Below are 19,646 nucleotides of genomic sequence, written 5' to 3'. Positions count from 1 at the left end.
CCAACGGAGAATGAACTGTCCGGCACATGGATCCGATTTTTTAGTGGTAATACCAGTGGTGGATGCGATGAATGAAGCAGAAAGCAAGCGGAAGCTCGCGGACGTGGTCGTCGAACGCATCGAGGCCTTGATCGTCGATGGGGTGTTGAAAGTCGGGCAGACGCTGCCGTCTGAGCGGCGGCTGACGGAGAAGCTCGGCGTCTCGCGCACGGCGCTACGCGAAGGGCTGAAGATTCTGCGGGCGAGAGGACTGATCGAGACTTCGCAAGGCAAGGGCTCGTTCGTCGCGAGGCTGACAGCAGAGCCAGCGCAGTCGCCGATGATGCATCTGCTCGGATCGCAACCGCGCACGCTTTACGACCTGCTGGAAGTGCGCGAGATGCTCGAAGCGGAGGCGGCGCGGCTTGCTGCATTGCGCGGCACGCAGGCCGATCACATCATGATCCGGCGTCGCTACGAAGAACTCGTCGCCGCCGATACCCATGACACCGATGCATCGACGCACGCGCGGCTCGATCACGCGTTTCATCTCGCGATTTGCGAGGCGTCGCACAATCCGGTGCTCGTGCATACGCTCGGCATGTTGAACGATCTGATGCTGAGCGCGGTCTTTGCATCGGTGAACAATCTCTATCATCGCGAGCCGCAGAAGCGGCAGATCGATCGACAACATGCGCGCCTGTACAACGCGGTGACCGGCAAGCTGCCGGAGCAGGCGCGCCGCGCGGCGAGTATGCATGTGAAAAGCGTGCGTGAGAGTCTCGCGGAGATCGAGCAGGAAGAAGAGCGCTTGGTGCGCTCGACGCTGAGGCTGGAGGGATGGGCGTAGAAGCGGGACTGCTTGCGTATCGATGGAATTGTGAAAATCGATGCGTCAGCGCATGGGGCGCATCAATGCGGCTATGATCGGGTCGAAATTGCAACGTCATCCTGATCGAACTCCCGCCCACGTCCATCTCCATGCCGAAGCTTCTCATTCTCAGCGTCAGCGCCGGCGCAGGCCACGTGCGCGCCGCCGAAGCGCTCTGCGCCTACGCGGCGGTTCATCCGGCGGGCGTGGAGGCCGTGCATCTCGATGTCATGGACTTCGTGCCCACGAGTTTCAAGGCGCTATACGCCGATTTCTATATCAAGCTCGTTTCCCATCAGCCGGCGCTCTGGAGTTATCTCTATCAAAAGACGGAGAATGCTTCGCCGCGATCGTTCGGCGAACGCTTGCGTCGCGCGGTCGAACGCCTGAATTGCCGCGCGCTCAAAGCCGAGATCGAGCGGCATGATGCCGATGCCATCATCTGCACGCATTTCCTGCCGGCGGAACTGCTGTCGCGTGAGCTTCGCCGTGGCAACCTGTGCAAGCCCGTATGGGTGCAGGTCACGGACTTCGATCTTCATCGCATGTGGGTCGTGCCGGGCATGCAAGGGTACTTTGCCGCCAATGACGAAGTCGCGTGGCGCATGAGCGAGCGTGGGCTGCCATCGTCGTCGATACGTGTGGGCGGAATCCCGATCATGCCTGCATTCAGCGAGCGGCGGGAACGCGCGGCATGCGCTGCCGAGATCGGTCTCGATCCCGAGCGACGCACGCTTCTCATGATGTCCGGCGGCGCCGGACTGGGCGCGCTAGACACGCTCGCCGCCCGGCTTCTCCGGATGGATGGCGACTTCCAGTTGATTGCCCTTGCGGGGCGAAACGAGGCCATGCTCGGCGCGTTGCGTCAACTGAGCGAGAGCTATCCGGGGCGCTTGCATGCGTCGGGCTTCACACCGAACGTCGAGCGCCTGATGGCGTGCTCCGACCTCGTCATCACGAAGCCAGGCGGTCTGACGACATCCGAATGCCTCGCGATGCATCTGCCGATGATCGTGAATGCGCCGATTCCCGGCCAGGAAGAACGCAACGCGGATTTTCTGCTCGAACAGGGCGTCGCACTGAAAGCCGTCGATGCGGTCGGACTGGAATACAGGGTGCGCGGCCTCTTGCGGGATCCATCGAAACTTGACGATATGCGGCGCAGAATCGCACCACTCGCACGGCCCCATGCCGGGCGTTTCGTGCTAGACACCGTGCTGGAGGCGATATGAAGGCACGTCGCTTTTTGCCGGGCGCACGCACGCTCGCGCTTGTCGCATGGATTGCGCTGTTGAGCTTCTTCTTCGCGAATGTCGAGATTCAGATCGAAGGAAGCGCGGGATGGGCTGCGAATCTGCCGACGTGGCGCATCGAACATCATTGGTTGCTCGATATCTTCTGGGGCGGCCGCCCGATGACGGGATATCACGCATGGGTCTTTCCGTTCGTCGCCTTATGTTTCCATTTGCCCGCGGTTTTCTTCGCGCGATGGTCCTGGCGCATCGAGGCGCGTATCGTCGCGTGCATCATGGCGTTCTGGCTCATCGAAGACTTTCTTTGGTTCGTCCTGAATCCTGCTTATGGCCTTGCACGCTTTGATCCGCATCATGTCGCGTGGCACAAACATTGGATCGCATTCGCTCCGACCGACTACTGGACGATGAGCGCGGCTGCGTGTGCGCTGTTCTTTGTATCGAGACGGCGTGATACGGCATCGGATGAAATCGCCGATGCGTAGAGTCTTCAGCGGGCTGTTCTATGGTGTGGGTGTGGCTGTCGCTTCGTGTGCTATCGCATCGATTGCTACAGGCGCGCTTGCACCGTCGCAAACGAAGCACACGGCAGTCGAAAGGCCGCTGAACTGGGCCGAACCGATGATCTTCACGGACGTCGATAACCTGCATCGCATCACGCCTTCGCTTTATCGCAGCGCGCAGATTTCGGCGAGCGACTTGCCGCAGTTGCGCGCGTTGGGCATCCGCAAGATCGTGAGCTTTCGTTCGTTTCATTCGGATGAAGATTTGCTCGCTGGAACGGGCATAGCGTTGCAGCGTATCCGGATCAATACGTGGAATATCCGCGACGAAGACATGATCACCGCGCTCAAGGCGCTGCACGACGTGAATCGCGATGGCCCGGTATTGATCCACTGCCAGCATGGGGCGGATCGCACGGGGCTCGTGTCCGCGCTGTATCGCGTCGTGTATCAAGGGTGGAGCAAACAGGCGGCGGAGGACGAATTGATGAACGGCGGATTCGGGTTCCATCCTGTCTGGGGAAATATCAGACGCTATCTCGAAGAGGTCGATGTCGAGCGGTTGAGGCGGCAGGTGGGGATCGGGGCGGGGCGGGGCGGGGGTGATGTGATTGACCGCGCGCTCGGCGAAGGCCGGACCGAAGCGGCACCACCATCCTCGCTCGCCTCATTTCCCCTTCGAATTCTGCGCAACCGCTTCGTCCGTTTGCCACCCTCCGCCGAGCGCGCGAAAGAGATTCACCTGATCGATCGCGACCTGTCCCTCGGCGGCCGCGACCTGCGCCGCAACGCCTGTCAATGTGCGCGTCGCATCGAGATCGTTGAGGAAAGATTCTCGGCCCGCGCGATACAGCCGGTTCGTTTCATCGGCCGATTCGATCGCCGACTTATACGCGGTGCGCAATGCATCGGCGCGCGTGGTGTCGGATGCATATGTGGCGAGGCTGCTCTGCGTCTCCTGCAGCGCCTTCAGCACGACGCCATCGAAACGTGCGAGCGCCCCGCCCGTCGCCGCTTCGGCCTGACGCACGCGGGCGCGTTGACCGTTGATCGGAAAGCTCCAGCTGATGAGCGGCCCGAACGCCCAGCGATTCGTATTCGCGCCGAACAGGTCTTCCACGACGCCGACCGATCCCACCGACGCCCCGAGACTCACCGATGGATACAACGCCGCCGTCGCAACGCCGATGCGCGCCGTCGATGAAGCGAGTTGCCGCTCGGCCTGACGCACGTCGGGGCGGCGCCTGAGCAGCGCCGCGCCATCGCCGACAGGAATCGGCGCGCGCAGCTTCGGCAGCCTCTTGCAGTTGAGCGCGGCTTTAGGCAAGTCGGAAGGCGCGCGCGCGAGCAGCATCGCGAGTTGATACTGCGCGACACGGCGGCGCGCGACGAAGCGCGGAATGTCGGCGGCGAGCGTGTCGGCCTGAGTCTGTCCGCGCGTGACTTCCGACTGATTGCCGCGGCCCGCGTCGCGCAGACGTTGCGAGAGCGTCACGCGCTGCTTCTGCAAACCAAGCGACTTCTGTGCGATCTCCAGTTCTTCGCCCGCCGAGCACGCTTCGACATACGCGCGCACGACGTCCGCGACCACCGCGACGCGGGCGAGGTCTTGCGCGGCTTCGACGGCCTCATCGTCCGCGTTCGCCGCTTCGACGCCGCGCTTCAGCTTGCCGAAGAGATCGATCTCGTAGGAAATGGAAAGTTCGAGCGCGCCTTCATTGACGACGGGAATCTTCTCCGTCAACAGATACTGCTCCGCCGATTCCTGCGCGCGCTGAAACGCCGCCGACGTCTTGCCCGAGAACCCGCCTTGCCGATTCGCGAATTCGACTTCGGCGCGCGAGCGTGCGAGATTCGCAGCGGCCACGCGAAGATCGGTGTTCGATGCAAGCGCCGCGGTCACGAGTTGATCGACGACGGGATCGTCATAAAGACGCCACCATTTGGCAGGCACTTCGCTTTGCGTGACGGGCGCGCGATCCACTCCGTCGATGGCCGCGTTCGCGTAAGGCGCGTTGATCGCGGCGTTATCGGGCAGCGAGTAATTCGGTCCGACAGTCGTGCAGCCAAAGAGCACGATGGCAGACGAAGCAGCGAGGACGAGCGCTTTCATTGCGAAGCGCCCGAAGTACTCGAAGTCGGCGCAGGCGCGGAAGCAGGCGACGTCTCCGAAGCTGCGCGCTTGCCGATCTTCGGCCCGATGCCGCGCACGGACACCGTCGCGGTGCGGCCCGCGATCATGCGAAAGTCCGCCGGAATTTCATCGAGCGTCACACGCACCGGAATACGTTGCGCGAGACGCACCCAGCTAAAAGCCGGATTCACGTTCGGCAGGAGACTCGCGCTTTGCTGACGATCGCGATCCTCGATCGCCGCGACGATGCTCTGCACGTGTCCGCGCAAGAGGCCGGGCTCGCCCATTACCTTGATATCGACAGGCTGGCCGATATCGATGCCGCCGAGCTTCGTTTCTTCGAAGTAACCATCGACGCGAAACGAATGCATGTCCACCACCGAGAGCACCGCGCGTCCCGCCGACACGAATTCGCCGACGCGCGGCGCACGATCGTTCAGATAACCGTCGACGGGACTGAGGATCTCCGTGCGTTGCAGATTGAGACGCGCCGTGTCGATCGCGACGTCGGCATCGGCGAGCGCGGCGGTCGCCTGCTCGACGCGCGAATGCGTTTCCTCGACCACTTCACGCGCGACGAGGTTGCCGAGCGCGCGATTGCGCGCATCTTCGCGGCGCGCCTGATCGAGCGTCGCACGGCGTTGCTGTGCGGTCGCTTGCGCGTTGCGCAGCGTGAGCGTGTAACGCGCCTGATCAATCACGAAGAGGACATCGCCTTTCTTGACCTGCTGATTGTCGACGACCTTCACATCGGTGATGAGACCGGACACGTCGGGCGCAACCTGAATCACGTCGGCGCGCACGTGACCGTCGCGGGTCCACGGCGCGAACATGTAGTAATCGACGAGCTTCCACAACACGACGCACGCAATCGCGACGACGATGAGCGTAAGCAGAATCTGTCCGAGAGAGAACCAGGTTTTTTTCACGAGATGAGCCGCTGCGAAACGATGACGACAACGCCCAGCACCAGAACATAGATGCCGAGATCGAAAATGGAACGGTGCCACACGAAGCGATAGAAGCCGACGCGCGCGAGCACGTTGCGGATCGCCAGATTCAAAAGATAGGCGATGAACATCAGCACGAGCACGGCGGGCACGAACACGCCGAGGATGTCGATTTCGCCGATCATGTGTGGCGTTCCGATGAAAGAGCAAGGGTGAAGATCATGCGGGCTCCTCGCGCGGCGCGCCGTTCGCAGTGCCGGGTTGCGTCTGCGTCGCGGGTGGATGCAGCGACAGCCGCATGCCGACGAGCGCATGCAGCGTATCGCGCAGCCACTTCTCCGCGACTACATCCTGCGACTGCGTGATCGCGCGTGACGTGACCTGCGCGCTCGTCGCATCGATGCTGCGAATGAGTTCGACAGGCACCGGCTGTCGCGTGCGGCGCGCGATGCAGAGTTCGAAGTAACGCCGCAATGCATCGAGCACGGCATCGACCGAGGTCTGCAGTTCGGCCGGTAGTTTGCGGCGCGTGCGGCGCAGATCCAGGGCGTTCAACGCGACGCGGAAGTCGCGAAAGCTTTCTATCGACGGATGCCGATGCGAATCAGTCGCGGCATGACGCGGCAAGAGTTGCATCAGCCGGTCGAGCATGCGCGCGTAGAGATCGCGCTGATCCTGAATGACTTCCGCAGCCGACGCGCTCACCACGATATCCGCCCACGCCGAACGCGTGAGCCGCGCGGCGGCGAGTTCCGCGCCGAAGGGACGCGTCATGCGCGTCCAGATGAACGCGAAGAGCAGGCCCGCGACGCCCGCGAGATTGCTGTTGATGAACACGAAGAAGTTCGCTTCATACGCGCTCTGAATGCTGATGAACGTCGCGGTATTGACCGCCGTGAGCATCGTAACGAGCGTGAAGCGCGGCTGCGGAATGAGCGTGCCGATGATGAGAAAGGGCACCGAGAAGATCAGCACGAGCATCGGGAAATCGTGCACATGTGGCAGCACGGCGAACACATACAGGCCGGCGAGCACGACGCTCATGCAGGTCGCGAGAAAGAACGTGAACACTTGCGGCGCGGGCTCGTCGAGCGCGGCGAAGAAACAGCACGCGACGGCGGCGAGCGTCACGGCTCCGGCGCCGTCGTTCCAGCCGGATTCGATCCACAGCGCGCAGGCGACGATGATCGCGCTCACCGCGACGCCCGTCGAAAAGAGCATCATGCCGCGATCGAAGAAGCGGGCCGTGCCGCCGAGCCGCCAGTGACGGAAGTGCGGACGCCATTCGCTCGTCTCGTTGAGAATCGCCGCACGGAGCGCGCGAATGTCCTGCCATACATCGATGACCTGGCCGAGACGCCACAACGCATTCGAGAGCAATGCGCCATCCGCGCTGGCCAATGCTTCGACGGATGGACGCATCGCCTGGATGCGTTCGCGCAGCGCATCGGGCGCGCGCTCGTCTTCGGCATTCTTCTGCGCGCCCGGCATCGGCGAGCCGACCCACGCGGCGACATCCTTCAATAGCCGTTCCAGTCCTTCGGGATGCGCGCCGTGTTTGTCGATCAATTCGATGAGCGGATCGGCCATCGAAGAAATCAGCGGCAGGAAGATCTGCATGCGGCCCTGCAACGCACGCGCGCGACGGATGATATCGGGCCGCGTGTGATCGTAGGTCAACTGGCTCAGCAGGAATTCGAGGCCGTTGACGGTTACCGCGAGCCGCTGCCGCGCCGCTGAAATCGATGCACCCGCGATATGTCCCGAGAGCGTCTCGCACGCATAGAACGCGGCGTCGCGAAACCATGCGTCCGTTCGTTCGATAAGCGTCGGCGCGAGCCTGCTTGGAAACACCGCGCTGCCGACGATGCTCGCCACCACGATGCCGAGCAGAATCTCTTCGGTGCGGGTGATGGCGAGATCGAAGACGGTGGTCGGATTCGTGACGGCGGGCAGTGCGATCAGCGGCAGCGTGTAGCCCGCGAGCAGAAAGACATAGCTGCGCGCGCTGCGATCGAACATGGAGAGATAGAGCAGCGTGCCGGTCCATAAGGCGACGATCACGCTGAAAAGAAAGGGCGATTCGACGAAGGGCGGCACGATCAGCACCGCGCCCGCCGCGCCGATCATCGTGCCGAGCGCGCGATACAGCGCCTTCGAGCGCGTTGCGCCGACGAACGGATTCGACACGATATAGACGGTCGCCATCGCCCAGTAAGGACGCGGCAATTCGAGCGCGAGGCCGATGTAAAGCGCGATCATCGCGGCGGCGAAGGTCTTGGCGGAAAAGAGCCACTCGCGCGCGGAAGGAAAGGACATGGCGCTATGCTCCGCGCTTCGCCGCCGAGCGGGCAGCCTTCGCGGTGTCGTCGAGCGCTTCGAGCGCGGCGAGCAGCTTTGCATCCGGCGACGCGCTGAATGCGTGGAGCACGCGCAGCGTCGTTTCGAGATCTTTTCGGCTCACGCCCTTCAGAAGCCGCGCGCGCAGCGTGACGAGACGCTCTTCCATAAGCGCGGTGACCGCGCGGCCTTCTTCCGTGAGCGTGATGGTGTTCGCGCGCTTGTCTTCAGGATCTTCGTCGCGTCGCACGAGGCCTGCCGCGCAAAGCTGATCGAGCAGACGCACGAGCGATGGCCCCTCGATGCCGACATGCTCCGCGAGCGTCACCTGACGCACCGCCTCGCCGAGCCGGTTCGCCGTGAGAAGCGGCACGGCGCATGCTTCCGACACGCCATACGAGGCGAGCACGCCGTGGCTCGTGCGACGCCAGCGTCGCGCGGCAAGCACGAGCGTGCTGCTCACGGAGCGGCGCAAAATGTCGAGGGTGGTCATGGGGCCGGATTATACGAGATGTTTATTCGTTAGCATGCTATCGACTTATGATTTTTCGGTCGACGTGCGCAGAAACGATCATCGGGCACGCAAATTGTCGTGCTATCTTTTCGGCTCGACCCTTCTGCCCGCGCCGCCATGCCGATCGCCTATCTCCGGGGCCTGACTTCGCCCAGCCGCACCGATTCCGCCAACCGGCGCCTGGGCTGCGCGCTCGCCTTCGTCGCGGGCGCGGCGAACGCGGGCGGCTTTCTCGCGGTGGGGCAATACACGTCGCACATGTCGGGACTCGTGTCGTCGATCGCGGATAACCTCGTGCTCGGCCAGGTGGCGCTCGTCTTTTCCGCAATCGGCGCGGTCGGCGCCTTTGTCAGCGGGGCCGCGACTTCGGCCGTGCTCATCAACTGGGGACGACAGCGGCGGGCGCATAGCGTGTTCGCCACGCCGCTTTTGCTCGAAGCCGCGCTTTTGCTCGTGTTCGGCATCCTCGGCGCGAATCTGGAGACGCATCGTGTGTGGGACGTGCCGTTGACCGTCGCGCTGCTGTGTTTCGTCATGGGCCTGCAAAACGCAATGATCACGAAAATCTCGAAGGCCGAGATTCGCACCACGCACGTGACCGGACTCGTCACCGACATCGGTATCGAAATCGGCAAGAGTCTGTACTGGAACCGCGGCATCGCGCGGCACGATGCCGGTTATGTGCGCGCGAATCACGGGCGTCTCTTGCTGCTGAGCTCGCTCTTTTCGATGTTCATTCTCGGCGGATTCGCGGGCGCGATCGGCTTCGCGCATCTCGGCTTTGCGACGACCGTGCCGCTTGCCGCGTTGCTGTTGCTGTTCTCGTCCGTGCCGCTCGCGGACGACTGGGCTGCGGGTAGGCGTCGCGCGCGGCGTTGAAGCCTCATCAAGGCGCTTCCGTAGCCTGCGCGACGATCCAGTCGCGAAAGAGCCGCATGCCGTGCGAAAGCTTTCGCGACTTGAGCCACGTGAGCCAGTAACCGCCGGTCTTCACTTCGATGTCGAACGGCTGCACGAGCAGCCCCGCCTGCAACTCGCGCACAAACATGCGCGGCGGCGCGAGCGCGACGCCCGCGCCTTGCACTGCCGCTTCCACCATGAGACGCGACGAATCGAAGACGGGGCCGTTCATTGTCCATGCATCGAGGCCGGCGGCGGCGAACCAGTCGGTCCAGTCGTCGGCGCGATAGGAACGCAGCAGCACTTCGTTCGCGAGATCGGAGGGTTTGGCGAGGCGGCGCGCGATATCGGGCGCGCATAACACGGCGAGCGGCGCATCGAGCAGCGGCGTGTTATGCGTCGCAGGCCAGATGCCCGTACCGAAGCGAATCGCGAAGTCGAGTCCTTCCGACGCCGGATCGACGAGATTGTTATGCGTTAAGAGCCGCAATTCGACGAACGGATGCGTCTCGCGAAACGCCTTCAGCCGGGGCATCAGCCAGCCGACCGCGAACGTACCGACAACGCCCACGGTCAGCACTTCATGAAAATGCCCGCCTTCGAATTGCTTGAGCACGGCTTCGATGCGTCCGAACGCATCGCTCAGCACGGGCAGGAGCGCGCGGCCTTCATCGGTGACGTTCAGGCCGCGCGGCAGGCGTCTGAAGAGCGGCGTGCCGAGCCGTTCCTCGAGCGCGCGCACTTGCTGGCTGACGGCGGCCTGCGTCACGTTCAGTTCCTGCGCGGCGCGCGTGAAGCTCAGATGCCGCGCGGACGCTTCGAACGCGCGCAGTGCATTCAGCGGAAGATGTGGGCGCATGGTTCGCATAAGATTTTCTATTGCGTGCGGCAAATTATCCTCGATTGTCGACGCGCGAAAAAGAGCGGATATTTCGCTTCGTTCCAATCATGCAAACCAGAACGAAGGATCAAGACGATGAAGTTACGTGCGTTACGTGCGTCGAGTCTTTTGGCGGCAGCCATATTTTCTTTTGGCGCGATGTCCTGCGCCGGGCTCGCAGCCGATAGCGATACCGCGAGAATCAAACAGACGGTCGATCGAACCATCAAGCCGCTGATGGCGCTGCATGGCATCGCGGGCATGGCGGTGGGCGTCGTCGTGGATGGCAAACCGTATGTATTCGACTACGGCGTGGCGTCGAAGGCGACGAATCAGCCCGTCACGCGCGATACGCTTTTCGAACTCGGCTCGGTGAGCAAGACGTTCACCGCAACGCTCGCTTCCTATGCGCAGATCGAAGGCGACCTTTCATTGAACGATGCGGTGAGCAAGCATCTTCCGTCGCTCGACGGCACGGCGTTCGGCAAGGTGACGTTGTTGAATCTCGGCACGCACACGCCAGGCGGCCTGCCGCTTCAAGTGCCCGACGAGATTCACGACGACGCGCAGCTCATGCAGTACTTCAGGACGTGGCGTCCGGCTCAGCCGCCCGGCACGATCCGCACTTATGCGAATCCGGGCATCGGCACGCTCGGGCTGATCACGGCGAAGAGCATGAACGAGGACTTCGATACGCTGATGCAAACGCGCCTTTTTCCCGCGCTCGGCTTGAAGCACAGCTTTATAGACGTGCCCGCTTCGAAGCAGCGCGACTACGCGCAAGGCTATGCGAAAGACGACGCGCCGATCCGCATGAAAGGCGGCGTGTTGTCCTCCGAAGCCTACGGCGTGAGATCGACGGCCGCCGACATGACACGCTTTTTGCAGATCAACATGAACATGGTCCGCATCGATCCTGCCTATCAGCGTGCCGTAGATGCCACGCATACGGGCTATTTCCAGGCGGGGCCAATGACGCAGGATCTCATCTGGGAGCAGTATCCATATCCGGCTGCGTTGCAGTCGCTGATCGACGGAAACGCAGCCGAAATGATCTTGAACGCAACACCCATCACGCGGATCGATCCGCCGCAAGCCCCGCGTGACGACGTGTGGATCAACAAGACCGGCTCGACCAACGGCTTCGGAAGCTATATCGCGTTCGTGCCGAAGGCGCGTGTGGGCATCGTGATGCTGGCGAACCGGAACATCCCGAACGAGGAGCGCGTGAAGGCCGCGTATGCGATCGTCACGTCGCTGGCCGGCGGACACTGAGGCATGATCAAGCACCGCACGCGTGAATCAGAAACTGCTGCACGGCGGTCGACGGCGCGCTCAACGTCGCGCCCTTGCGCCAGATCATGCCCGCTTCCATATGAGGAATGGCGTCGTTCACGGGCCGCGCCTCGATGCGCTTGCCTTCGAGCGACCACGGCCGAAACACCATATCCGACAGCACAGTGACGCCAAAGCCGTGCGCCACTAGTCCGCGCAGCGCCTCCATCGAACTCGTGCGAAACGCGATGTCCGGTTCGAGGCGCTTCTTGTGCCAATAGCGCATCGTGGATTGCTCGCCTTCATCGACGGTGATGAGAATGTAAGGATGCGCGGCGATGTCCTTCAGCGATACCGCCTGCTGCTGGGCGAGCGGATGCATCGGTGCGACCCACAACTGCCGGCGCGAACGCATCAACACCTGACTGTCGAAACGATTAGGCCGCTGCAGATTCGATAGCAGCACGACGCCGATATCGACATCGCCGTTCGCCACCGCCTCTTCGATCTGCGGCCGCTCCATGTCGCGCAGATCGAAATCGATGAACGGATACGTCGCACGAAAGCGCGCGAGCAATTCCGGCAAGAAATATCCGAGCACCGTATACGACGCCGCGATACGCGCGACGCCGCGCATGTCGTGCGCACGAAATGGCGGCATGTGCATCGCGTCGCGGGCGGCGTCGAGCACGCGGCGCGCGTGGTTATGAAAGTCCTGACCGTCGGGCGTCAGTGCGACGCCTTGCGGCAGGCGCTCGAAGAGCTTCGTGCCCAACGCGCTTTCGAGCGCGAGAACCGCGTTGGTTATCGCCGATTGCGATACGTGCTCGTTCGTCGCCGCCATCGAGAACTGACCGGTTTGCGCGGCGGCCACGAAGTAGCGCAATTGCCTGAGCGTGAGATCGAAGGCCATCTGATTTTCAGATACCAGAGTTGTTTATTCGTGATTTTACGATGTCGAACCGGCTTCCTATACTCGGCAAAAAACATATTTCCGAACCCGGAGACGAGCCCCGATGAACGCACCCGATCGCGCCGCGCTGGAAGCCGCAAACATTTCCCTCGACGATAAATACACGCTGGAGAAAGGCCGCGTCTATATCAGCGGCACACAGGCGCTCGTGCGTCTGCCGATGCTGCAAAAGGCGCGCGATCGCAAGGCCGGACTGAATACGGCGGGTTTCATTTCAGGCTATCGCGGCTCTCCGCTCGGCGCGCTCGATCAGTCGCTGTGGAAGGCGAAGCAGCATCTGAAGGACAACGACATCGTGTTCCAGCCGGGCGTGAACGAGGATCTCGCCGCGACGTCGATCTGGGGCACGCAGCAGGTCAATCTATGGCCGGGCGCGACGCGCGATGGCGTGTTCGGCATGTGGTACGGCAAGGGCCCGGGCGTCGACCGCACGGGCGACGTTTTCAAGCACGCGAATTCGGCAGGCACCGACAAGCACGGCGGCGTGCTCGTGCTCGCAGGCGACGATCACGCGGCGAAGTCGTCGTCGGTCGCGCATCAGTCGGATCATGCGTTCATCGCGGCGGGCATTCCGGTGCTGTATCCGTCGAACGTGCAGGAATATCTCGACTACGGCTTGCACGGCTGGGCGATGAGCCGTTACTCGGGCCTATGGGTCGCGATGAAATGCGTGACCGATGTGGTCGAATCCACCGCATCGATCGATCTCGATCCGGATCGCGTGGAGATCGTCACGCCGGCCGATTACGCGATGCCCGATGGCGGCCTCAACATCCGCTGGCCCGATTCGCCGCTCGCGCAAGAAGCGCGTCTGCTCGACGAGAAGTGGTACGCGGCGCTGGCCTACGTGCGCGCGAACAAGCTCAATCGCGTCGTGATCGATTCCGACAAGCCGCGCTTCGGCATCATCACCGCGGGCAAGGCGTATCTCGACGTGCGTCAGGCGCTCGTCGATCTGGGCCTCGACGATGAAACCTGCGCGCAGATCGGCCTTCGCGTGCTGAAAGTAGGCTGCGTATGGCCGCTCGATGCGCAGGACGCACGCGCATTCGCGACCGGTCTCGAAGAGATTCTCGTCGTCGAGGAGAAGCGGCAGATTCTCGAATATGCGCTGAAGGAAGAGCTATATAACTGGCGCGAGGACGTGCGTCCGCGCATCTACGGCAAGTTCGACGAACGGGACAACGAAGGCGGCGAATGGTCCGTGCCGCGCGGCGACTGGCTGTTGCCCGCGCACTATGAACTCTCGCCCGCGCTGATCGCGAAGGCCATCGCGCGGCGTCTTGCACGCGCCGATCTGCCCGCCGATGTGCGCGCCCGCATGCTCGCGCGTGTCGAGACCATCGAGGCGAAGGAGCGCGAGGCGATCAAGCCGCGTGTGGATGTCGAGCGCAAGCCGTGGTTCTGCTCGGGCTGTCCGCATAACACGTCGACACGCGTGCCCGAAGGTTCGCGCGCGCTCGCGGGCATCGGCTGCCATTACATGTCGATGTGGATGGACCGCAAGACGGAGACCTTCAGCCAGATGGGCGGCGAAGGCGTCGCGTGGATCGGCCAGATGCATTTCTCGGGCGACAAACACGTGTTCGTCAATCTCGGCGACGGCACGTATTTTCATTCGGGCTTGCTTGCGGTGCGCGCGGCGATCGCGGCGAACGCGAATATCACGTACAAGATACTTTATAACGATGCGGTAGCGATGACGGGCGGCCAACCTGTCGACGGCGTATTGACGGTGCCGCAGATCGCGCATCAGGTCTACGCGGAAGGCGCGAAGGGGATCGTCATCGTGACGGACGAGCCGCAGAAATACGATGCGAACGCTGCATTGCCAGAAGGCGTGAGTGTGCATCATCGCGATGAGCTCGATCGCATTCAGCGCGAGCTGCGCGATATTCAAGGCACGACCATCCTCATCTACGACCAGACATGCGCGACGGAAAAGCGCCGCCGTCGCAAGCGCGGCACGTATCCGGATCCCGCACGCCGGGCGTTCATCAACGATGCCGTGTGCGAAGGCTGTGGCGATTGTTCGGTGCAATCGAATTGCCTGTCCGTCGAGCCGATGGACACGCCGCTCGGCACGAAGCGCAAGATCAATCAGTCGTCGTGCAACAAGGACTTTTCTTGCGTGAAGGGCTTTTGCCCGAGCTTCGTTACGGCCGAAGGCGCGCAGGTTCGCAAGCCGAAAGCGGCAGGCGGCGCGAGGCCCGATTTCGATGCGTTGCCGATGCCGGCATTGCCTGCGTTGTCGAAGCCTTACGGCATCCTCGTGACGGGTGTCGGCGGAACGGGCGTCGTGACGATCGGCGGATTGATCGGCATGGCGGCGCATATCGAGCGCAAGGGCGTCACGGTGCTCGACATGGCCGGTCTCGCGCAGAAGGGCGGCGCGGTGTTGAGCCACGTGCAGATCGCGCCGGAGCCGCAGGCGTTGCATGCGACGCGCATCGCGACGGGCGAAGCGCGGCTCGTGATCGGCTGCGACGCGATCGTGTCGGCATCCAACGATGTGCTCTCGCGCACGCGGCATGGCATCACGCAGGCCGCGATCAACAGCGGCGCGACGCCGACCGCCGCATTCGTCACCGATGCGCAATGGACGTTTCCCACGGCGCAAACGGAGCAGGCGCTTTCGGACAGCATCGGAGCGGGCTGCGCGTTCATCGACGCCAACGCGCTCGCGCTAAAACTGATCGGCGATACGATCTATTCGAATCCGCTGTTGCTCGGCTTCGCATGGCAGAAGGGCTGGTTGCCCCTCGAGCTCGCAAGCCTCAAACGTGCGATCGAATTGAACGGCGTTGCTGTAGAGAAGAACTGGCTCGCGTTCGATTGGGGCCGATACGTTGCGCAACACGGCGCGGGCGGGCTGCTCAAATCCACGCAACATGCGATCGTCGTGAAGATGCCCGAGTCTCTCGACACCGTGATCGCAACGCGCGAGGCTTTCCTGACGGCGTATCAAAGCGAAGCGTATGCACGCTCGTATCGCAGCGTGATCGAGCGCATCCGCGAGAAGGAAAAGCCGCTGAACGCAAAGCTGCCGCTCACGCGCGCGGTCGCGGTGAATCTCGCGAAGCTCATGGCCTATAAGGACGAATACGAAGTCGCGCGTCTTTACGCCGATCCCGCGTATCTCGACAAGTTGCGCGAGCAGTTCGAAGGCGAACCTGGCCGCGATTACAAGCTGATGTTCCATCTCGCGCCGCCGCTCTTCGCGAAGCGCGACGAGCACGGTCATCTCGTGAAGAAGACGTTCGGCGCCTGGATGCTGCCCGCGTTCCGCGTGCTGGCGAAGATGAAGCGCTTGCGCGGCACATCGCTCGATGTGTTCGGCAAGACGGCCGAGCGCCGCACGGAGCGACGCATGATCGCGGATTACCTTGCGCTCGTCGATGAGCTCTGTTCGACGCTAGATGAAGATCGCTTCGACACGGCGCTGCAACTCGCGAAGCTACCCGATGAGATTCGTGGGTTCGGGCATGTGAAGGAGCGCAACGTGGCGGCGGTTGAGAAGAAGCGCGAGCGCCTGATCGAGCGTTATCGTGCGCGGGTGGAGATGGTTGCGACGGCCTGATCGGGGCGATAGGGTATCTTTACGCTCGGGGACACACTCGGAGCGAATGGAGACATCGCATGAAAGGCATTTACAAGCTCGCCGTGGTCGGCGTCGGCAAGATCGCGCGGGATCAGCACCTGCCCGCGATCGCCGCGCAGCCGGGATTCGAACTCGTCGCGTGCGCGAGCCGCAATGCGAGCGTCGATCGCGTGCGCAACTATCGGGATATCGACGCGCTGCTTGCCGCCGAGCCTTCGATCGACGCCGTATCGCTCTGCGCGCCGCCGCAAGTCCGATACGCGCAGGCGCTGGCCGCGCTCGAAGCGGGCAAGCACGTCATGCTGGAAAAGCCGCCGGGCGCGAGCGTAAGCGAAGTCGCGGCCTTGCAAGAGATCGCGCAGGCGCATGGTTGCACGCTGTTTGCATCGTGGCATTCGCGCGCGGCGAGTGCCGTCGAACCGGCCCGCGAATGGCTCGCGAAGGACGCGGGCGCGATTCGTTCCGTCGAGGTGCGCTGGAAGGAAGACGTGCGCCGCTGGCACCCGGGACAGCAATGGATCTGGGAACCGGGCGGGCTCGGCGTGTTCGATCCGGGCATCAACGCGCTGTCGATCGTCACGCGTGTCCTGCCGCATGAAATCGCGTTGCGCGGAGCCACGCTGACCACGCCGAGCGATACGTCCACGCCGATCGCGGCGGAACTCGATTGCGTCGCGACCAACGGCGCGCCGGTGCGCGCGGTGTTCGACTGGCGGCACGGGCCCGTCGAGGAATGGGATATCGACATCGACACGGACGCGGGCCGCCTCTCGATGCGCGAAGGCGGCAAGCGTCTGTCCATCGCGGGCAAGGAGATCGATCTCGGACGCGAGCGCGAATATCCCGCGTTATACGAGCAGTTTCACGCGCTCATTGAAACGAAGGCGAGCGATGTCGATGTGCGACCGCTGCGTCTCGTCGCCGATGCCTTTCTCAACGGACGGCGCGTCGAAACAGAAGCGTTCGGGCGCTAGGCGGCACGATATGCTGCGCTTCTTATCGCATTGATCGCGGACACATCGCCCTCGGGCGCGGCGTTCACGTTCGCGTGCCGCGCAACGAGTGGAATGCGCCGCGTGCTGCCCGGCGCGAGGTGGAACCAGTCGATGCGCGCGAAGTAGTTCGGATCGACAACATGTACCCAGCGCGCAAGCTGCGCCGTTTCGACGACGAGGCTCCAGCCTTCGTCGCCTTTCTCGACGCTCGCACTCAGGCCGATATCGCGACGCTCGCCGATCGACGGATCGGGGAAATGAAACGCTTCCGATAGCACGTCGCCCGTATCGATATCGCGCAAGACGACATGCGTTGCATCGTGCGCTCGCGGGCCGAAGCGGTATGCATACGTGATATCGAAAAACGCGCCGATCAGCGCATTCGACGACACGCGCTGCACGCTGCGCGCTTGCAACACGACATCGCATGAACCGCCCGCGACCTTGACCGCGCCTTCGCGCAGGCAACTCAATTCGACGCGCGCCCGGATCTCGCGCGCGGTCTCGTTGACGAGATGCACGTCGAGGCCGTCGAGTCCTTCATCGAGGATCAGCGCCTGCACCGGTTGCAGCACGCGCGCGAGCCCATGCAGCGCGCTCTTCGGCGCACCGAGCACGTCGATGACGCCCCAGCCCGCACCCGGGCGCACGTCGAGCAGATTCCATACGATGCCGCCCGCACACGTCGATCCTTCACGGCGCCACTCCGAGAACACCGCACCGATCACATCGGCTGCGACGGCGCGCGACAGCTCCAGATAGCGCTCGGGATTTTCATAGCGCAAACGCGGCACGTCCATGCGATAGAGCGTTTGCATGTAGTGCTCGCGCACGTCGTCGAAGTCCCATGCCGAGCCGGGATCGCGCGGCACGCCTGTTTTCCATCGCGGTTCATGCGCGCGCGGGTTCGGCATGGCGCGTAGCGCGACATCGTCGGGGACATTGGCGAACGCAAGACATTCCGATGCGAAGCGCACTTGCGCGCGGCGGACGTCGTCGAAGGAGCGCTGATACGCGGGCACGCCATAGTAATGCGTGATGCCGCCGCGCGTGCCGAACGGCATCGATACCGTATCGCCGGGCGCGGCGCTCGGCGAGTTCACGACGTAGGCGACATCGGGCCGTTGCATTGCGACTGCATTCGGCAAGAGCTCGTTGAAGAGGCGTTGCTGATACGCGTCGAAGGGAAGGCCGAGCATAGCCGCCTGCTGATGCACTTCGCTTCCTCCGCACAACACCGCGAGCGATGCAAAGCGGCGCGTGCGTGCGAGAAACTGTTCGGCTTCGCGTTGCACGCTGGCGTGAAAGGCTTCGTCGTCGGGATAGTCGAAGTTGGCGAACGCGAAGTCCTGCCACACGAGCACGCCGTGTTTGTCGGCGAGTTCGTAGAAGGTATCGGATTCGTAAAGCGTGATGCCGCTCACGCGAATGATATTGAGTCCCGCGTCGCGAATCAGCCGGAAGATGTGGTCGAGCTTTTCGCGCGGCGCATCGAGCGCAACGATATCCGCCGACGTCCAGCACGCGCCCCGCGCGAACACAGGCACGCCGTTCACGACGAGCTGAAAGCCCTTGTTATCCACGCCGCGATCGACTTCGATGGTGCGAAAGCCGACTTCGCCCAGTTCGATATCGCCGAGCTTCACGGCATAGCGCGACGGCTCGCCATGCGTATGCGGATACCACAAGCGCACGTCCGGCACGCGCACGCGGCCCGTCAACGTGTGCGCGTCCCGCCATTGCATCATGGCTTGCGCGTCACCGCATTCGATACGAACCGGCGCCTGTTCCTGCGCATGAAAGTAGCGCACGGTGACATCGAGCATGCCGTCGCTTCCATCGACGCTCGTGCGCATGTCCACATCGTCGATGCACGCGCGCGAATCGCCGATCAGTTCGATCGCGCGCCACGGTCCCGACGGTTGAATCGCCGGGCACCAGCCCGACATATGTCCGAGCAGGGTCGTGCGCACGTTGCGCAACGTGGCGGGTTGCGCGAGCTTCGGACGCCAGCGTGCGCGTCCGCGTTTGGCGGACAGCGCGGAAGCAATCGAGCGAAAGCACAGATGAAGCGTGTGCTCGCCATCGAGATCGACATCGAGATCGTGCGCGACGAACATCGAATCCGATTCGAGCAGCTTGCGATCGTCGAGCCATATCTCGGCGATGGTCGCAAGCCCGTTGAAGCGCATGCGCCGCTTGCCGTGCCCGCGCAACGTCACGCGATACCAGTGATCCGAATGCGCGAACGGCTGCGCGAGCGCTTCATCGTTGACGCCTCTCGCGCGCAAGGCGGACGCGATAGTGCCGGGCACGGGCGCGTCGATCCATTGCGTGAACGTATCGAGCGATGCGGGCGTCGCGCACGCACCTGCGGGCGTGCTCACGCACTGCCAGCCTTCGGAGAGACGCCGCGGCGCGTGCGCGGACAGGACGTGCATGTGCCTACCTCGTTGACGGGATTCGAAAGAACGACGC

General features: G+C 63.1%; 15 protein-coding genes and 1 pseudogene. 8 read left to right on the top strand and 8 right to left on the bottom strand.

What is annotated here, in order from left to right; genetic code table 11:
• Positions 1 to 67: 67 nt before the first annotated feature.
• From glcC to NCS28_RS22280, 4 genes and pseudogenes are all read left to right on the top strand, one after another.
• A complete protein-coding gene (gene glcC / locus NCS28_RS22295; protein WP_250515947.1) occupies positions 68 to 829 on the top strand; it encodes a transcriptional regulator GlcC in 762 nt (253 codons plus the stop codon).
• Positions 830 to 960: 131 nt separating this feature from the next.
• On the top strand, positions 961 to 2,082 hold the full coding sequence (locus NCS28_RS22290) for an MGDG synthase family glycosyltransferase (protein ID WP_250515946.1): 1,122 nt from the start codon (positions 961 to 963) through the stop codon (positions 2,080 to 2,082).
• A complete protein-coding gene (locus NCS28_RS22285) occupies positions 2,079 to 2,588 on the top strand; it encodes a hypothetical protein (RefSeq protein WP_250515945.1) in 510 nt (169 codons plus the stop codon). Before NCS28_RS22290 ends, NCS28_RS22285 begins: the two co-directional genes overlap by 4 nt.
• Positions 2,569 to 3,078, top strand: a pseudogene (locus NCS28_RS22280) (tyrosine-protein phosphatase); the annotation flags it as partial. The gene NCS28_RS22285 and the pseudogene NCS28_RS22280, both read left to right, overlap by 20 nt.
• A 195-nt stretch (positions 3,079 to 3,273) precedes the next feature.
• Here the strand turns inward: NCS28_RS22280 and NCS28_RS22275 are convergent.
• From NCS28_RS22275 to NCS28_RS22255, 5 genes are read right to left on the bottom strand one after another with little or no spacing between them, the layout of a single operon-like run.
• Positions 3,274 to 4,719: an efflux transporter outer membrane subunit gene (locus NCS28_RS22275; RefSeq protein ID WP_250515944.1), complete on the bottom strand. Its 1,446-nt coding sequence runs from the start codon at positions 4,717 to 4,719 to the stop codon at positions 3,274 to 3,276.
• The gene (locus tag NCS28_RS22270) at positions 4,716 to 5,669 is read right to left on the bottom strand and encodes an efflux RND transporter periplasmic adaptor subunit (protein WP_250515943.1); all 954 of its coding nucleotides are present in this window, start codon (positions 5,667 to 5,669) and stop codon (positions 4,716 to 4,718) included. The genes NCS28_RS22275 and NCS28_RS22270 overlap by 4 nt, the downstream gene beginning before the upstream one ends.
• On the bottom strand, positions 5,666 to 5,875 hold the full coding sequence (locus tag NCS28_RS22265) for a DUF1656 domain-containing protein (RefSeq protein WP_008348368.1): 210 nt from the start codon (positions 5,873 to 5,875) through the stop codon (positions 5,666 to 5,668). Before NCS28_RS22265 ends, NCS28_RS22270 begins: the two co-directional genes overlap by 4 nt.
• Before the next feature lie 34 nt (positions 5,876 to 5,909).
• On the bottom strand, positions 5,910 to 8,009 hold the full coding sequence (locus NCS28_RS22260; protein WP_250515942.1) for an FUSC family protein: 2,100 nt from the start codon (positions 8,007 to 8,009) through the stop codon (positions 5,910 to 5,912).
• A 4-nt stretch (positions 8,010 to 8,013) separates the two neighbouring features.
• A complete protein-coding gene (locus NCS28_RS22255) occupies positions 8,014 to 8,523 on the bottom strand; it encodes a MarR family winged helix-turn-helix transcriptional regulator (protein WP_250515941.1) in 510 nt (169 codons plus the stop codon).
• 138 nt (positions 8,524 to 8,661) lie between these two features.
• Between NCS28_RS22255 and NCS28_RS22250 the strand changes: the two genes are divergently transcribed.
• A complete protein-coding gene (locus tag NCS28_RS22250; protein WP_250515940.1) occupies positions 8,662 to 9,423 on the top strand; it encodes a YoaK family protein in 762 nt (253 codons plus the stop codon).
• 7 nt (positions 9,424 to 9,430) lie between these two features.
• Here the strand turns inward: NCS28_RS22250 and NCS28_RS22245 are convergent, their stop codons facing one another.
• Positions 9,431 to 10,312, bottom strand: a complete 882-nt coding sequence (locus tag NCS28_RS22245) for a LysR family transcriptional regulator (RefSeq protein WP_284505529.1) — start codon at positions 10,310 to 10,312, stop codon at positions 9,431 to 9,433.
• Positions 10,313 to 10,420: 108 nt separating this feature from the next.
• Here NCS28_RS22245 and ampC point away from each other — a divergent pair, with 108 nt between their 5' ends.
• On the top strand, positions 10,421 to 11,599 hold the full coding sequence (ampC, locus tag NCS28_RS22240) for a class C beta-lactamase (RefSeq protein WP_250515938.1): 1,179 nt from the start codon (positions 10,421 to 10,423) through the stop codon (positions 11,597 to 11,599).
• Positions 11,600 to 11,606: 7 nt separating this feature from the next.
• On the opposite strand, the gene NCS28_RS22235 is transcribed toward ampC, so the two are convergent.
• Positions 11,607 to 12,512: a LysR family transcriptional regulator gene (locus NCS28_RS22235; RefSeq protein ID WP_250515937.1), complete on the bottom strand. Its 906-nt coding sequence runs from the start codon at positions 12,510 to 12,512 to the stop codon at positions 11,607 to 11,609.
• A 103-nt stretch (positions 12,513 to 12,615) separates the two neighbouring features.
• On the opposite strand from NCS28_RS22235, the gene NCS28_RS22230 reads away from it, so the two are divergent.
• Both NCS28_RS22230 and NCS28_RS22225 read left to right on the top strand, forming a co-directional pair.
• Positions 12,616 to 16,152, top strand: coding sequence for an indolepyruvate ferredoxin oxidoreductase family protein (locus NCS28_RS22230; protein WP_250515936.1), 3,537 nt, complete (start codon positions 12,616 to 12,618; stop codon positions 16,150 to 16,152).
• Between the two features lie 59 nt (positions 16,153 to 16,211).
• Positions 16,212 to 17,147 carry a Gfo/Idh/MocA family protein gene (locus tag NCS28_RS22225; RefSeq protein ID WP_250515935.1) on the top strand — a complete coding sequence of 312 codons (936 nt, stop codon included), beginning with the start codon at positions 16,212 to 16,214 and terminating at the stop codon, positions 17,145 to 17,147.
• On the opposite strand, the gene NCS28_RS22220 is transcribed toward NCS28_RS22225, so the two are convergent.
• Positions 17,144 to 19,609 (bottom strand): glycosyl hydrolase 2 galactose-binding domain-containing protein, encoded by a 2,466-nt coding sequence (locus NCS28_RS22220; protein WP_250515934.1) that lies wholly within the window; start codon positions 19,607 to 19,609, stop codon positions 17,144 to 17,146. The two genes, NCS28_RS22225 and NCS28_RS22220, sit on opposite strands and share 4 nt — an antisense overlap.
• Positions 19,610 to 19,646: the final 37 nt, after the last annotated feature.

This window comes from Caballeronia sp. INDeC2 (assembly GCF_023631325.1).
Classification (GTDB): Bacteria; Pseudomonadota; Gammaproteobacteria; order Burkholderiales; family Burkholderiaceae; genus Caballeronia.
This window is presented reverse-complemented; position numbering and strand designations above follow the sequence as displayed.

Coding starts and splice junctions, on each gene's coding strand:
- glcC (WP_250515947.1), top strand. CDS start 68: ATGAATGAAGCAGAAAGCAAGCGGAAGCTCGCGGACGTGGTCGTCGAA.
- NCS28_RS22290 (WP_250515946.1), top strand. CDS start 961: ATGCCGAAGCTTCTCATTCTCAGCGTCAGCGCCGGCGCAGGCCACGTG.
- NCS28_RS22285 (WP_250515945.1), top strand. CDS start 2,079: ATGAAGGCACGTCGCTTTTTGCCGGGCGCACGCACGCTCGCGCTTGTC.
- NCS28_RS22275 (WP_250515944.1), bottom strand. CDS start 4,719: ATGAAAGCGCTCGTCCTCGCTGCTTCGTCTGCCATCGTGCTCTTTGGC.
- NCS28_RS22265 (WP_008348368.1), bottom strand. CDS start 5,875: ATGATCGGCGAAATCGACATCCTCGGCGTGTTCGTGCCCGCCGTGCTC.
- NCS28_RS22260 (WP_250515942.1), bottom strand. CDS start 8,009: ATGTCCTTTCCTTCCGCGCGCGAGTGGCTCTTTTCCGCCAAGACCTTC.
- NCS28_RS22255 (WP_250515941.1), bottom strand. CDS start 8,523: ATGACCACCCTCGACATTTTGCGCCGCTCCGTGAGCAGCACGCTCGTG.
- NCS28_RS22250 (WP_250515940.1), top strand. CDS start 8,662: ATGCCGATCGCCTATCTCCGGGGCCTGACTTCGCCCAGCCGCACCGAT.
- NCS28_RS22245 (WP_284505529.1), bottom strand. CDS start 10,312: ATGCGAACCATGCGCCCACATCTTCCGCTGAATGCACTGCGCGCGTTC.
- ampC (WP_250515938.1), top strand. CDS start 10,421: ATGAAGTTACGTGCGTTACGTGCGTCGAGTCTTTTGGCGGCAGCCATA.
- NCS28_RS22235 (WP_250515937.1), bottom strand. CDS start 12,512: ATGGCCTTCGATCTCACGCTCAGGCAATTGCGCTACTTCGTGGCCGCC.
- NCS28_RS22230 (WP_250515936.1), top strand. CDS start 12,616: ATGAACGCACCCGATCGCGCCGCGCTGGAAGCCGCAAACATTTCCCTC.
- NCS28_RS22225 (WP_250515935.1), top strand. CDS start 16,212: ATGAAAGGCATTTACAAGCTCGCCGTGGTCGGCGTCGGCAAGATCGCG.
- NCS28_RS22220 (WP_250515934.1), bottom strand. CDS start 19,609: ATGCACGTCCTGTCCGCGCACGCGCCGCGGCGTCTCTCCGAAGGCTGG.